Below are 12,953 nucleotides of genomic sequence, written 5' to 3' on the forward strand. Positions count from 1 at the left end.
GGCGTCACGGCGCCTCGATCACCGTCACCCCGGCGGCGCGCATTTCGGCGCGCGCATTCTCCCCGCCTTCCGGCGTGACCGGCCGCGTCGCGGCGCGCAGCACATGAGTGACGAAGCCGAGCCGCACGGCGTCGATGGCGCTCGCCTTCACGCAAACCTCCTCGGCGACGCCGACGATGAAGACGCGCTCGACCGCGCGTCGGCGCAGTTCTTCGGCGAGTCCGGTGGCGTCGAAAACGGACGCCTGCTCGCGTTCGGCTCGCCGCGCCTTGGCGACGAAGAGCGCGCCCTCGGGCAGCTTCAAGTCCGGGTGCAGATCCGCTCCGCGCGTGCCGCGCACGCAATGCTGCGGCCATCGCCCTCCGAAGGCGTGGAAGCTCTGGTGGTCCGGCGGATGCAGATCGCGCGAGGCGACGACCAGCGCGCCTCGCGCATGCGCCTCCTCGACGAGCGCATTGACGATCGGCACGATCTCGTCGGCGTGCGGAACCTCGAGCTTGCCGCCGGCGCAAAAGTCGCGTTGCAGATCGACGACCAGCAGCGCGTCGCTCATGCGCAGCCCTATCTTTTGTCTCGTCATCACTGCGTCTTCATGCGCCATCGTCGAATCCATGGTCTCGAACCAGAGCAGAGCCGCGTCCGACGTCGGCGCCGCCGAGAAGGTGCGGCGGCTCGCGCAGCCTTGCGCCTATGCGCCCGCCCCCTCGCGCGTCGAGGTCATGGAGACACATATGTCGTATGTGTTCCTCGCGGGAGAGCGCGTCTACAAACTCAAGAAGCCCGTGCGCTTCGCCTTTCTCGATTTCTCGACCCTCGCCGCGCGCGAGGCCGATTGCCGTGAGGAGCTGCGGCTCAACCGCCGCCTCGCGCCCGGCGTCTATCTCGACGTCGTTCCGCTGACGCTCTCGCCCGCAGGCGATTTGTCGCTGCGCGGCGACGGCGAGGTCGTCGACTGGCTCGTCGAGATGCGGCGCCTGCCGTCGGCGCTCATGCTCGACCGGCTCATAGCCGAAGGGACGCTCGAGCCGACCCGAATCGATGCGCTCGCAAAGACGCTGGCGAATTTTTACGCGCATGCCGAGCGCACGGCGATGACGCCGCGAGATTACGTCGCTCGATTCTTTCGCGAGCACGACGAGACACGCCGCTTGTTGATGTGTGGATGCGCGCCTGAACGCGCGCGGTCCGGGAGCGCGTCGCTGGACCGCGAGCCGTCAGGCGCGCTCGTTCATGCGTCCGCTCTTCTCGATCGCCTCGAGGCGCTGCTCGTCGCGGCGACGCCCGCGCTCGAGGAGCGCGTGCGCGCGGGACGCGTGGTCGACGGACACGGCGATCTGCGCCCGGAGCACATTTGCTTTTGCGATCCGATCGCTATTTTCGATTGCCTCGAGTTCAATCGGCGATTGCGTCAGGTCGATCCCTTCGACGAGCTCGCCTTTCTGGACATTGAATGCGCGCTGCTCGGCGCGGACGACTTCGGCCCGCGACTGATAGCGGAGACGGCGGCGCGTCTCGGCGATGCGCCATCGCCCGCGCTCGTCTCGCTCTATGGCGCCTGCCGCGCGGCGCTGCGCGCGCGGCTCGCGATCGCGCATCTCCTCGATCCGCATCCGCGCCAGCCGGAGAAATGGGAGCCGCTCGCCGCGCGCTATCTGCGGCTCGCCGAAGCGCGGATGGCGGCGATCGGCCGAGACGAGGCCGCGAGCCGCGCGATCACTTCGCGCTCGTAGCGCGCGAGTCCGGCGCTGATCGTGACCGGATAGGGGGAAGGCGTGAGCGCGCGGCAGCCGGCGGGCAAAGCGGCGATCGCTTCGCGCGCATGAGCGCGAATTTGCTCGAGACCGGGCTGCGGCTCCAGCGGCTCGCCGCCGCGCATGACGTCGCGCAGAAGAGCGACGCCGCTCGACATTTCGTCATGACGGGCGATCACGTCGAAGGCCGCGACGCCTTCGCGAAACCCGCGGAACACCTGCTTGCGTCCGGGCAGGCTGCGCTTGCCCGGCGACAGCTTCATGCGGCCGCGCCCTTCGAACTCCACGAGCTTGTATGCGATGTCGAGCGATGGCGCGTCGCCCGACACGGACATGTCCGTGCCGACGCCGAACATGTCGATCGGCGCGGACGCCGCCGTCAGCCGATCGATGCGCGTCTCGTCGAGGCCCCCGCTCGCGACGATGCGCATATGCGCGAGGCCGGCGTCATCGAGCAGTCTGCGCGCGGCGCGCGACAAGGCGTCGAGATCGCCGAAGTCGAGACGAATCGCGCGCACGTCGAAATCCTCGCCCATCTCCTCCGCGAGCGCGATCACTTCGCGCACGCCGGCGAGCGTGTCATAGGTGTCGACGAGCAAGGTCGTTTGCGGAAACAGGCGGGCGTAGGCGGCGAATGCGTCGCGTTGCGTGTCGCAGGCTTCGACGAAGCTGTGGGCCATGGTGCCGGCCACGGGAATGCCATGCGCGCGGCCGGCGGCGAGCAGCGAGGTCGCCGCGACGCCGGCGATGTAGAAAGCGCGCGCGCCGTCCACCGCCGCGTCGAAGCCCTGCGCGCGGCGCGCGCCGAAATCGACGACCGCGCGGCCGCGCGCCGCCGCGACGATGCGCGCGGCTTTGGAGGCGAGCAGAGTCTGCAGGCCGATGCGATTGATGACGAGCGTCTCCAGCGCCTGCGCCTGCGCGATCGGCGCCGTCACCTCGATGATCGGCTCCTCGGCGAAGACCGGCGCGCCTTCTGGCACGGCGCGAATGTCGCCGGCAAAGCGCAGGCGCGCGAGGAAATTGAGAAAGTCGTGCGGGAATCCGAGCGAAGCGAGATAGCGCAGCTGCGCGTCCTCATAGCGAAAGCCGATGATGTCGCGCATCAGATCGGCGAGGCCGCAGGCGATGAGAAAATTGCGCGACGGCGGCAAATGGCGGACAAACAGCGAAAAGGTCGCGGGCCGTTCCGCCATGCCGAGCTCGAAATAGCCGCGCAGCATGGAGATCTCGTAGAGGTCGACGAACAGCGCGTCGGCGCGGGTCATGGTCCTTGCTCCAGAAGATCGTCGATCGAGCCGCCGCTCTGCAGCCGCTCGATCGTGCGCGCGAGCAGCGGAGCGACGCCGAGAACCACGAGCCGCGCGCCGAGCGCGGCGACGGCGTCGGCGGGCGGCGGGACGGAATCGGTGACGACGATCTCGTCGACCTCGGCGTCGCGCAGCGTCGCGCCGCCGCGCGCGAATAGCCCGTGTGTCGCCGCGAGACAGACGCGGGCGGCGCCATTGGCGCGGCAAGCCGCGGCGGTGCGCGCCATGGTGCCGCCGCTGCTGATGAGATCGTCGAGAATGACGACGGTTCGGCCGGCGACGTCGCCGGCGAATATCTCGCCCGTCACCTCGCCCATGCTGCGATGCTTGTCCATGAAGCCTTTGGCGACCGCCCGCCCCAGCAGGGCCTCGAGGCGCTGTCGAAACAGCTCGGCGCGCTTCTCGCCGCCGAGATCGGGCGAGACGACGGCGGCCGGCGCCTGGCCGATACGCTGAACGAAATGCCGCGCGAACAGCGCCTGAGCGTCGAGCGCTACCGCCTCGATGCGAAAGGCGTTCTCGAAGGCCGCGACATTATGCGCGTCGATGGCGACGACCGCGTCGACCCCGACGGCCTCGAGCAATTGCGCGACGGTGCGCGTCGCCACCGGATCGAGCGGCTTGGTTCTGCGATCCTTGCGCGCATAGCAGAGATAGGGCGCGACGGCCGTGATCTTCGCCGCGCCGGCGTCGCGCAAGGCGCCGATGAAGAGCAGGAGACGCAGCAGCTTGTCCGCGCCGCTCTCGCTCTGCTCGCCGTGCAGGCTCGAAATCACATAGACGCTGCGGCCGCGCACGCAGGCGAGCGGCCGGATCTTGCGCTCGCCGTCCTCGAATCTGCGCTCTTCATGCGGCGAAAGCGCGATTCCTATCTCGCGCGCGATGTTCTCGCCGATCTCGGCGCTGGAGCCGAGCGCGAACAGAGCGAGCGCCGACTCTGCGCGCGCGCGCGCCGGCCGCGCCGGCGCGGCGGAATCGAACGGGCTGACGGACAGCGCGCCGGCGACCGCGCCGAGCGTTCCGTCGGCGAGCGCGAGCGGCGCCGCGAGCAGCTCGACGCCGGCGATGTCGCGGCCATTCGCCACCAGCGTGAACTCGACGAGCGCCGGCTCGCCGACGCGCAGGATTTCGTCGAAGAGGCGACGCAGCCGCACGGCGGCGCGCCGGTTGGCGCAGGCGCCGAGGCGCGCGCCCTCGCGCAGCGACACGAGCGGCGCCGACGCCGCCGCGCCGCGCAGCAGCTCATAGTCGCGCGCGCCCGCGAGCTTGCGGAAGGCGAAGCCGCCGCGCAGCGCCGAGACCATTTCGGCGAGCGGCGGCGCGACGCCGCGCCGCATCGCGCGCCATTGCGCGAGCACGCGCTTCGACTCGGCGCCGACGGGCTGCGGCGCGAAATCGAGGCGCTCGAACAATCGGCGCAGAAACGGCTGCGTCACGGCCAGCGTCGTCATGCTTCAGCCCTCGCCGTGTCGCGGCAGCTTCGCCGCGAACCAATCGGCCGCCAGCTCGACGACGCGCTCCAGCGTCCCGGGCTCCTCGAACAAATGCGTCGCTCCCGGCACGACGTCGAGCCGCGATTGGGTCAGCAGCCGCTGCGATTCTCGATTCAGCTCTAATACTTCGTAATCGAGCGCGCCGACGATCAGCAGCGTCGGCGCGCCGACGCGGCCGAGCGCGTCGCCGGCGAGATCCGGGCGCCCGCCGCGCGAGACCACGGCGCGGACTCGTTCCGGACATTGCGCGGCGGCGACCAGCGCCGCGGCCGCGCCCGTGCTGGCGCCGAAGAGGCCGATCGGAAGCTGCTGGAGCGCGGGCTCGGCGGCGGCCCAGTCGATCGCCTCGACCACGCGCGCGGCGAGCAGCGGAATGTCGAACACATTGCGCCGATCGCGCGCTTCGTTGCGCGTGAGCAGGTCCATGAGCAGCGTCGCAAGGCCGCGCGCCAACAGCGCTTCGGCCACGAAGGCGTTGCGCGGGCTGTAGCGTGACGAGCCGCTGCCATGCGCGAACAGCACGAGGCCAATGGGATTGTCGGGAATTTCCAGCGCGCCGCCGAGGCGGCGCGAGCCGACGGCGACCTCCGATCTGCGAACCAGCGTCGTCATGGCGCACCCTCTCGCTCGCGGTGTCGCAGCGGCGTCGCCCGCTGCGAGGCGCCCCTCGCCTGCCCTATCTATCTATTGCGCCGTTCCCGGAACGACGCTGGTTTTTTGCCGGACGGCGCGCCCGACGGCCCGCGGTCCGAGCGCGTCCTCGACCGCGGGCCTTCGGGCTCGCTCTCCCGAGCGCTGTCGAAGCGCCAACGCGAAAGGCCTGCCGATGCAGACGACGCCGGAAATCGACTTTCAGGGAATGGAGGCGACGCCGCGCGCGCGGTCGCGCATCGAGCGTCACATCGACCAATTGGAGACGCGCTTCGGTCGCGTCACCGCCTGCCGCGTGGTGGTGAAGGCGCCGGGCGGGCGCCATCGCACCGGCGGGCTCTATGAGGTGAACATTCGCCTCGCCCTGCCCGACGGGCGCGAAGCGGTGGTCGAGCGCACGCCTCCGGAGGACGAGCGTTTCCAGGATTTCGACTTCGCGCTCGACGACGCCTTCAAGCGCGCGCGCCGGCGCCTGCAGGACCAGGTCCGCCGCATGGAGGGACATGTCAAGCAGCACGCCGAGCCGGTCGGCGGCGTGGTGCGGCGGCTGATGCGCGAGGACGGCTATGGCTTCCTCGAGGGCGCCAATGGACGCGAGCTCTATTTCAATCGCAACAGCGTGGAAGGCAACGGCTTCGACCGGCTCGAGCCCGGCGACCGCGTCGCCTATCGCGAGGAGGAGGCCGACGACGGGCCGCAGGCGAGCGCGGTGAGGCCGCTCGGCGAACGGGCGCCATTATGAGGCGCCGCGCCTCGCAAAGTCGCGCGCCGCGCCTATATCGAAAGCGTCGTGCGAGGATTTGCCGCCATGCCGTTTCGTGACCGAACCGACGCCGGACGCCGCCTCGCCGACGCGCTCTCCCGTCGCGAAGGCGAGGAGGCGGTGGTGTTCGCGCTGCCGCGCGGCGGCGCGCCGGTCGCCGCCGAGATCGCCGAGCGCCTGAACGCGCCGCTCGACCTCGTTCTGGTGCGCAAGATCGGCGTTCCTTTCCAGCCCGAGCTCGCAATGGGCGCAGTCGCCGATGGCGGCGCGCCGGTCGTCGTGCGCAACGAGGATGTGATCGCGCTCGCCGATGTCGGCCCCTCCGCCTTCGACGCCATCTGCGCGCGCGAGCAGGCCGAGATCGAGCGCCGCAGGAAGCTCTATCTCGGCGGGCGCTCGCGCCCCGACGCCGCCGGAAGGCTGGCGATCGTCGTCGACGACGGCGTCGCCACCGGCGCCACCACGCGCGCCGCGCTGCGCGCCGTGCGGGCGTTGCGGCCGAAAAAGCTGATCCTCGCCGTTCCCGTCGCGCCGACGGAGGCGCTCGAAGCGTTGCAGAAAGAGGCCGACGAGATCGTCTGCCTCGAGCATTATCGCGATTTCGGCGCGATCGGATTTTTTTATGCGGATTTTCGCCAGATCGACGACGAGGAGGTGATCGCCATTCTCGATCGCTTCACGCCGCGACAGTGATCGGAGGCTCACGATGCGCGTCGGCGCGCCGAAGGAAATCAAGGACAATGAATTTCGCGTGGCGCTGACGCCTGCCGGCGTCTTCGAGCTCGTCCGGCGCGGACATGTCGCGCTGATCGAGCGCGGCGCGGGCGAGGGCGCGGGGATCGCCGATGCGGCCTATGAAGCGGCGGGCGCGACGCTGGCCGAAGGGCCGGCCGGGATTTTCGAGACAGCCGATCTCATCGTCAAGGTGAAGGAGCCGCAGCCGCGGGAGTGCGAGAGGCTGCGCCCTGGGCAAATTCTCTTTACCTATCTGCATCTCGCCGCCGACCGCGCGCTGACCCTCGATCTCCTCCACTCGGGCGCCGTCTGCGTCGCCTATGAGACGGTGACCTCGCCGTTCGGCGGCCTGCCTCTGCTCGCGCCCATGTCGGAGATCGCCGGCCGACTCGCGCCGCAGGCGGGCGCCCGCTGCCTGGAGAAGCCGATGGGCGGCCGCGGCGTGCTGCTCGCCGGCGCGCCGGGCGTGCCGCCGGCCGAGGTTCTCGTGCTCGGCGCCGGCGTCGTCGGGACGCAGGCGGCGATGATCGCGCTCGGCATGGGCGCGAGCGTCACCGTCGCCGACCGTTCGCCCGAGCCGCTGCGCCGTCTGCAGGCGCGCTTCGGCAATGCGGCGAAGACGATCTTCTCCACGCCGCCCGCGCTCGCGGAGCTCGCGAAGCGCGCCGATCTCGTGATCGGCGCGGCGCTGCTGCCGGGCGCGGCGGCGCCCAAGCTCATCGCGCGCGACATGCTCGCCGGCATGAAGCCGGGCGCGGTCATCGTCGATGTGGCGATCGACCAGGGCGGCTGCTGCGAGACCTCGCATCCGACCACCCATTCCGATCCGAGCTTCGTCGTCGACGGAATCGTGCATTATTGCGTGGCCAATATGCCGGGCGCGGTGCCGCGCACCTCGACCTTCGCGCTCGCCAGCGCGACGCTTCCTCATGTGCTGGCGCTCGCCGACCAAGGGCTCGGCGCGCTGCGCGAGGACCCGCATCTGCGCGCCGGGCTCAATATCATCGCGGGCGAGGTCGTCAACGCCGCGGTGGCCGCGGCGCATGATCTGCCCTCGGTTTCTTCGGCGCGGGCGCTCGGCCTCCGAGCGTGAGAAAAGGAGAGGCGTCATGCGGCTACGGTCCCCGGCCTTCGCCGAGCAGGCGGAGATACCGAAGAAATTCACCTGCGACGGTGAGAATGTCTCGCCGGCGCTGGAATGGGAGGGCGCGCCGGCGCAGACGAAGAGCTTCGTCCTCCTCTGCGACGACCCCGACGCGCCGGCCGGCATCTGGCGGCATTGGGCGGTCTATGATCTTTCGCCGCGGAACTCCGGCCTGCCCGAGGGCGCCGGCCGCCCCGGGCCGGGACGGGGCTATAGCCAAGCGATCAATGATTTCGACCGCTCCGGCTATGGCGGTCCCTGTCCGCCGCCGCGCCATGGCGTTCATCATTACCGCTTTCGCCTGCTGGCGCTCTCGGTCCCGGCGCTGCGGGTCCCCCGCGCCGATCCGACCTGCGAGGAGGTGGAGCAGGCGGCGAAGAGCGCGGCGCTCGCCGAGGCGCTGCTGATCGGGACCTATCAGCGGTGACGAAAGCGACATGATTCAGCAGATTTGACAGGGCTGAACGAGCGAGCCTCTAAGGCTCGCTCTCCGGCGCCGTCAATCGCGCTTGGACTTCGCGTCCTTGTCGTCCTTCTTGGCCTCGCTCGGCGTGAACATGCTGCGCACGCGCTGGCCCATCATCGTCGCCTGTCCGGAACCGACGTCATAGACGAGCCTGTCGCCCTTCGCGACATTGTCGCCCTGGGTGAGCGTGACATTGCCGGTCAGATACACCTTGTTCTCGGCGCGGTCATAGGAGCCGTGGTCGCCGACGCCGATCTGATCCTTGGAGACGAGCGTCACCGGCCCTTCGGCGTCGATGTGGCGGACGCGGTCGCCGCCCGTGGCCGGAGCGCCCTCCTGCGCCTTGTCGAGCAAGATGGTCAGCCGCGAGGCCTTCAGCGTCGAAGGGCCGTTCACGACGATCACGCCGCCCGAATAGACGAGGCGTTGCTCCTTGTCGAAATAGTCGAGCTTGCCGGCGTCGATATCGACCGGATCCTTGGCGGTCGCTCCCGGCAGGATGCCGCCGGAGCGCCCCTTGGCGAGCGCCGGCGCGGAAAAGCCCGCCAGCAGCGCCAGCGCCAAAGCGGTTCGAGCGGCGGCTCGCGCTGCGACTCTCATGGGGTCCCTTCGGTCGGATTCGGCGACGCCTCGTCGTCGCCGGGAAAGGTCGAATGAACGGCCCCGATGAAGGTGGCGCGCTTCTCTGTCTGCGAAAATTCGGACGATTGCGCGGTGACGATCGAATCGTCGAGCGTCAGAATGGTGGGCGTGGCCGAGGTCACGAGCCCGCCGCGAAAGTCGATCGTCGCCGAAGCGGTCTTCATGTCGAAGCGCTTGCCGTCATGGAGATGGGCGCTGCCGGTCAGCTCCGCCTGGTCCTTGCCGCCGTCATAGACGCCTTGCTCCGAGGTGAGGATGATCACCCCGTCGGCTTCGCCGGTGAGCCGCACCTCGAGCTGATGCAGCTCATAAATGTCCGGCTGCGTCAGATCCTGCACGGCTGTGCGCGCCCTGAGCTCATAGGGACGTCCATCCTTGCGATAGGCGATCAGCTTCGGATCCTCGATGGTGATGCGAGTCCCCTGCGTCACGACACGGGAAAAGCTCAAATCCACCGGCAGGAAGCTGAGGGAGCGGACGAGGCCGCCGACGAGCGCCGCGACGACGATGCCCGCGCTGCCCCACACGAGGAGCCGGCGCAGCCGGGCGACGCGCTGCGTATGGCGCCGCGCCTGCGGAATAGCGTCGGGACGACGCGCCACGAAGGCGGCGAGCCGATCGCCGCGATCGGAAGTGGAGAAGACGTCGTCGCTCATCGGTGGCCCCGGGGGAATCGAAGCGTCCATGGAGGGGCCGCCTCGTGGCATATTCGAGGCGTCATTCATGCGAGAAGATGTCGATCTCCGGCCAGCCGGCGAGATCGAGCCGCGCCCTCGTCGGCAGGAAGGAGAAGCAGGCAGCCGCCAGCTCGCTGCGATTCTCGCGCGCCAGCATGGCGTCGAGCCGCTCACGCAGCGCATGCAGATGGAGCACGTCCGAGGCGGCATAGGCGAGCTGCGCGTCGGAGAGCGTGTCGGCTCCCCAATCGGAGGATTGCTGCTGCTTGGAGATCTCGACGCCGAGCAGCTCGCGCACGAGATCCTTCAGCCCGTGGCGGTCGGTATAGGTGCGGATCAGCTTGGAGGCGATCTTGGTGCAATAGACCGGCTCGGCCAAGACGCCGAAGGTCTTCGCCATGACGGCGATGTCGAAGCGGCCGAAATGGAACAGCTTCAGCACGTTAGGATCTGCGAGCAGCGCCTCGAGATTGGGCGCGCGGGTCTGGCCGGGCGCGATGCGGACGAGATCGGCGTCGCCGTTCCCGCCGGAGAGCTGCACGAGGCAGAGCCGATCGCGATGCGGATTGAGGCCGAGAGTTTCGGTGTCGATGGCGACGACGGGGCCGAGATCGGCTCCGTCCGGCAAATCGCCCTGGTGCAAGCGGATGGTCATCGCTTCGGCTGATCGGCTCTGGTTGGAATCACGGGCGCCAAAATATTCGAGGGCGGCTGGCGGAAGCAAGCCTCGCGCCGCCCTGTGGCGCGACAATCGGACCGGTCCCTCGGGCCGAGCCTCAAAAAAAAGCTCCGCCCGGGGAGGGCGGAGCCTTTGTTCTCTACTCGACCGTTCAGCCCTTCTTCGGGCCTTCGGCTTCTCTCGCCTTCAGCGCGGCGCCGAGAATGTCGCCGAGCGAGGCGCCGGAGTCGGCGGAGCCGTACTGCGCGATCGCCTCCTTCTCCTCGGCCACCTCGAGCGCCTTGATCGACACCGCGACCTTGCGCGCCTTGCGGTCGAACAGAGTGATGCGGACATCGACCTTCTCGCCGACGGCGAAGCGCTCGGGACGCTGGTCGGCGCGGTCGCGCGCCAGCTCGTTGCGCTTGATGAAGGTGGTGAGATCGGTGCCGAGGATCTTCACCTCGAGACCGGCCTCCTTCACCTCCAGCACCTCGGTGGTGACGACGGCGCCCTTCTTGACCTCGCCCGCGCCCTCCTCGGCGGAGATGGAGGCGAAGGGATCATTGGCGAGCTGCTTCACGCCGAGCGAGATGCGCTCCTTCTCGATGTCGACGTCGAGCACCTGAGCGGTGATGACGTCGCCCTTCTTATACTCCTCGATCACCTGCTCGCCCGGACGGTTCCAGTCGAGATCGGAGAGATGGACCATGCCGTCCACATCGCCGTCGAGACCGATGAACAGGCCGAACTCGGTCTTGTTCTTGACCTCGCCGGAAACGGTCGAGCCCTGCGGGTGCTTCTCGGCGAAGGCCTCCCAGGGGTTCTGCAGCGTCTGCTTGAGGCCGAGCGAGATGCGGCGCTTGATGGGATCGACCTCGAGCACCTGGACGTCGACCTCCTGGCTCGTCGCGACGATCTTGCCGGGATGCACGTTCTTCTTCGTCCAGGACATTTCCGAGACGTGGACGAGGCCCTCGATCCCCGGCTCCAGCTCCACGAAGGCGCCGTAGTCGGTGATGTTGGTGACGCGGCCGTGGAACTTGGCGCCGATCGGATATTTCGCCTCGATGCCCTGCCACGGATCTTCGAGCAGCTGCTTCATGCCGAGCGAGATGCGATGCGTCTCGTGATTGATCTTGATGATTTTTACACGCACGCTCTGGCCGATGGACAGAACCTCGCTCGGGTGGTTGACCCGGCGCCAGGCGACGTCGGTCACATGCAGCAGGCCGTCGATGCCGCCGAGATCCACGAAGGCGCCGTAATCGGTGATGTTCTTGACGACGCCCTCGATGACCTGCCCCTCCTCGAGGTTGGCCACGATCTCGTGACGCTGCTCGGCGCGGCTCTCCTCGAGCACGGTGCGGCGCGACACGACGATATTGCCGCGGCGGCGATCCATTTTCAGGATATGGAAGGGCTGCGGCACATTCATCAGCGGGCCGACGTCCCGGATCGGACGAATGTCGACCTGCGAGCGCGGCAGGAAGGCCACGGCGCCGTCCAGATCGACGGTGAAGCCGCCCTTGACCTGATTGAAGATGACGCCCTCGACCTTCTCGTTGTTCTCGAAGCCCTTCTCGAGCTTGACCCAGCTCTCCTCGCGGCGCGCCTTGTCGCGCGAGATCACGGCCTCGCCGAGCGCGTTCTCGATGCGCTCGAGATAGACCTCGACCTCCTCGCCCACCTTCGGAGCGGGATCGCGGCCATAGCCGGTGAATTCCTTGAGGGCCACACGCCCTTCGGTCTTGAGGCCGACATCGATGACGGCGACGTCCTTCTCGATGGCGACGACGCGGCCCTTGATGACGGACCCTTCGAAAGCCTCGTTCTGGCCGTAGCTTTCGTCGAGCAGGGCGGCAAAATCCTCGCGCGAAGGCGCGCGCTCTGTTGCAGTGGACATTCGTTCTCCTGAGGACCCTTGTCGGGCGGGCGCCGGCTGAGGTTGGCGTTGCGGATGGGCTTCTTCGGTCGGAGGCTTCCCCGGCGGCTGCGGCCGGAGGAAACGAAAGTTCTCATGCGAGAACTGGCCGGCGCGGCCCGATCGAAAAAGCTCTGGTTGAAAACAGGAGAGGCCGGAAGGAAACCCCGCCGGCCGCACCTGTGGATAATCTAGCAGGGCGGCGCGGGTCCGGCAAGAGAGGGACTGTGGCCGTAATCGCCCGCCGCGAAGGACTGCTGCTTCGCTCTCGAGCGACGGCGCTGATCTGGGGAGAAGAGCCAGCTCGTCGCGCGGCGCGAGGCGCCGCTTTCGGGAAAGTCTCAGTTTCAATTTCGGACGCGAATCGGTTTTCGTGGCCAATGGCCGAGACGCGCCATAAGCGGATCCTTGATCCGAAGGCTAGACGCCTCTTACTCACCATTTGGTCGGCGTCCTGCAGCGCGAGCCTATTGCGATAGTTCCAGCTTGACGGGGTTCCTCTATGCGTGCGAGCCTGTGGTCATTGCAACCCAGCAGGAGGAGGATGGAAGATGCAAGCGCCCATTGAACTCTATCCTCGCGATCCGCTGCTTTCCCGGTCTTTCTAGCTGATCGAAGCCCGGGGGCACGCGGTCTCAATCCCTTTTCGGCCCGACGCCACAGGTCGTGTCCCCACCGGTGGTGTAGCAGTTCGGGAGCAAGCCGCTCGCGACGCGCGCTTTTCATAGCGCCGTAGCGA

The 12,953-nt window shown here is 68.4% G+C and carries 13 protein-coding genes; 5 read left to right on the forward strand and 8 right to left on the reverse strand.

What is annotated here, in order from left to right:
• Window positions 1-4 precede the first annotated feature (4 nt).
• Window positions 5-580 (reverse strand): isochorismatase family protein, encoded by a 576-nt coding sequence (locus tag K3F48_RS20610; RefSeq protein WP_222577323.1) that lies wholly within the window; start codon window positions 578-580, stop codon window positions 5-7.
• Between the two features lie 31 nt (window positions 581-611).
• Between K3F48_RS20610 and K3F48_RS20615 the strand changes: the two genes are divergently transcribed.
• A complete protein-coding gene (locus K3F48_RS20615; RefSeq protein WP_255609507.1) occupies window positions 612-1,730 on the forward strand; it encodes a hypothetical protein in 1,119 nt (372 codons plus the stop codon).
• On the opposite strand, the gene K3F48_RS20620 is transcribed toward K3F48_RS20615, so the two are convergent.
• From K3F48_RS20620 to K3F48_RS20630, 3 genes are read right to left on the reverse strand one after another with little or no spacing between them, the layout of a single operon-like run.
• Window positions 1,649-3,019 (reverse strand): nicotinate phosphoribosyltransferase, encoded by a 1,371-nt coding sequence (locus K3F48_RS20620; protein WP_222577324.1) that lies wholly within the window; start codon window positions 3,017-3,019, stop codon window positions 1,649-1,651. The two genes, K3F48_RS20615 and K3F48_RS20620, sit on opposite strands and share 82 nt — an antisense overlap.
• Window positions 3,016-4,512, reverse strand: a complete 1,497-nt coding sequence (locus K3F48_RS20625) for a ribose-phosphate pyrophosphokinase (RefSeq protein ID WP_222577325.1) — start codon at window positions 4,510-4,512, stop codon at window positions 3,016-3,018. The genes K3F48_RS20620 and K3F48_RS20625 overlap by 4 nt, the downstream gene beginning before the upstream one ends.
• Window positions 4,513-4,515: 3 nt before the next feature.
• Complete coding sequence (locus K3F48_RS20630) at window positions 4,516-5,166, reverse strand: dienelactone hydrolase family protein (protein ID WP_222577326.1); 651 nt, start codon at window positions 5,164-5,166, stop codon at window positions 4,516-4,518.
• 214 nt (window positions 5,167-5,380) lie between these two features.
• Between K3F48_RS20630 and K3F48_RS20635 the strand changes: the two genes are divergently transcribed.
• The 4 genes from K3F48_RS20635 to K3F48_RS20650 all read left to right on the forward strand — a co-directional run bounded on the left by K3F48_RS20635 (window position 5,381) and on the right by K3F48_RS20650 (window position 8,274).
• Complete coding sequence (locus K3F48_RS20635) at window positions 5,381-5,947, forward strand: HPF/RaiA family ribosome-associated protein (RefSeq protein ID WP_222577327.1); 567 nt, start codon at window positions 5,381-5,383, stop codon at window positions 5,945-5,947.
• Window positions 5,948-6,013: 66 nt separating this feature from the next.
• Window positions 6,014-6,661, forward strand: coding sequence for a phosphoribosyltransferase (locus K3F48_RS20640; protein ID WP_222577328.1), 648 nt, complete (start codon window positions 6,014-6,016; stop codon window positions 6,659-6,661).
• 13 nt (window positions 6,662-6,674) lie between these two features.
• Window positions 6,675-7,796 carry an alanine dehydrogenase gene (ald, locus tag K3F48_RS20645; protein ID WP_222577329.1) on the forward strand — a complete coding sequence of 374 codons (1,122 nt, stop codon included), beginning with the start codon at window positions 6,675-6,677 and terminating at the stop codon, window positions 7,794-7,796.
• A 16-nt stretch (window positions 7,797-7,812) separates the two neighbouring features.
• Window positions 7,813-8,274 (forward strand): YbhB/YbcL family Raf kinase inhibitor-like protein, encoded by a 462-nt coding sequence (locus tag K3F48_RS20650; protein ID WP_222577330.1) that lies wholly within the window; start codon window positions 7,813-7,815, stop codon window positions 8,272-8,274.
• A 72-nt stretch (window positions 8,275-8,346) separates the two neighbouring features.
• Here K3F48_RS20650 and K3F48_RS20655 read toward each other — a convergent pair whose 3' ends face one another.
• The 4 genes from K3F48_RS20655 to rpsA all read right to left on the reverse strand — a co-directional run bounded on the left by K3F48_RS20655 (window position 8,347) and on the right by rpsA (window position 12,196).
• Window positions 8,347-8,913: an LptA/OstA family protein gene (locus K3F48_RS20655; RefSeq protein ID WP_222577331.1), complete on the reverse strand. Its 567-nt coding sequence runs from the start codon at window positions 8,911-8,913 to the stop codon at window positions 8,347-8,349.
• The gene (gene lptC / locus K3F48_RS20660; protein ID WP_222577332.1) at window positions 8,910-9,611 is read right to left on the reverse strand and encodes an LPS export ABC transporter periplasmic protein LptC; all 702 of its coding nucleotides are present in this window, start codon (window positions 9,609-9,611) and stop codon (window positions 8,910-8,912) included. The genes K3F48_RS20655 and lptC overlap by 4 nt, the downstream gene beginning before the upstream one ends.
• 61 nt (window positions 9,612-9,672) lie before the next feature.
• Window positions 9,673-10,287: a ribonuclease D gene (locus tag K3F48_RS20665; RefSeq protein WP_222577333.1), complete on the reverse strand. Its 615-nt coding sequence runs from the start codon at window positions 10,285-10,287 to the stop codon at window positions 9,673-9,675.
• A gap of 175 nt (window positions 10,288-10,462) precedes the next feature.
• Entirely contained in the window at window positions 10,463-12,196 is a 1,734-nt protein-coding gene (gene rpsA, locus K3F48_RS20670; RefSeq protein WP_222577334.1) for a 30S ribosomal protein S1, read from the reverse strand.
• Between the last annotated feature and the right edge of the window lie 757 nt (window positions 12,197-12,953).

Source organism: Methylosinus sp. Sm6 (genome assembly GCF_019802345.1).
Classification (GTDB): Bacteria; Pseudomonadota; Alphaproteobacteria; order Rhizobiales; family Beijerinckiaceae; genus Methylosinus.

Coding starts and splice junctions, on each gene's coding strand:
- K3F48_RS20610 (WP_222577323.1), bottom strand. CDS start 580: ATGACGAGACAAAAGATAGGGCTGCGCATGAGCGACGCGCTGCTGGTC.
- K3F48_RS20615 (WP_255609507.1), top strand. CDS start 612: ATGGTCTCGAACCAGAGCAGAGCCGCGTCCGACGTCGGCGCCGCCGAG.
- K3F48_RS20620 (WP_222577324.1), bottom strand. CDS start 3,019: ATGACCCGCGCCGACGCGCTGTTCGTCGACCTCTACGAGATCTCCATG.
- K3F48_RS20625 (WP_222577325.1), bottom strand. CDS start 4,512: ATGACGACGCTGGCCGTGACGCAGCCGTTTCTGCGCCGATTGTTCGAG.
- K3F48_RS20630 (WP_222577326.1), bottom strand. CDS start 5,166: ATGACGACGCTGGTTCGCAGATCGGAGGTCGCCGTCGGCTCGCGCCGC.
- K3F48_RS20635 (WP_222577327.1), top strand. CDS start 5,381: ATGCAGACGACGCCGGAAATCGACTTTCAGGGAATGGAGGCGACGCCG.
- K3F48_RS20640 (WP_222577328.1), top strand. CDS start 6,014: ATGCCGTTTCGTGACCGAACCGACGCCGGACGCCGCCTCGCCGACGCG.
- ald (WP_222577329.1), top strand. CDS start 6,675: ATGCGCGTCGGCGCGCCGAAGGAAATCAAGGACAATGAATTTCGCGTG.
- K3F48_RS20650 (WP_222577330.1), top strand. CDS start 7,813: ATGCGGCTACGGTCCCCGGCCTTCGCCGAGCAGGCGGAGATACCGAAG.
- K3F48_RS20655 (WP_222577331.1), bottom strand. CDS start 8,913: ATGAGAGTCGCAGCGCGAGCCGCCGCTCGAACCGCTTTGGCGCTGGCG.
- lptC (WP_222577332.1), bottom strand. CDS start 9,611: ATGAGCGACGACGTCTTCTCCACTTCCGATCGCGGCGATCGGCTCGCC.
- K3F48_RS20665 (WP_222577333.1), bottom strand. CDS start 10,287: ATGACCATCCGCTTGCACCAGGGCGATTTGCCGGACGGAGCCGATCTC.
- rpsA (WP_222577334.1), bottom strand. CDS start 12,196: ATGTCCACTGCAACAGAGCGCGCGCCTTCGCGCGAGGATTTTGCCGCC.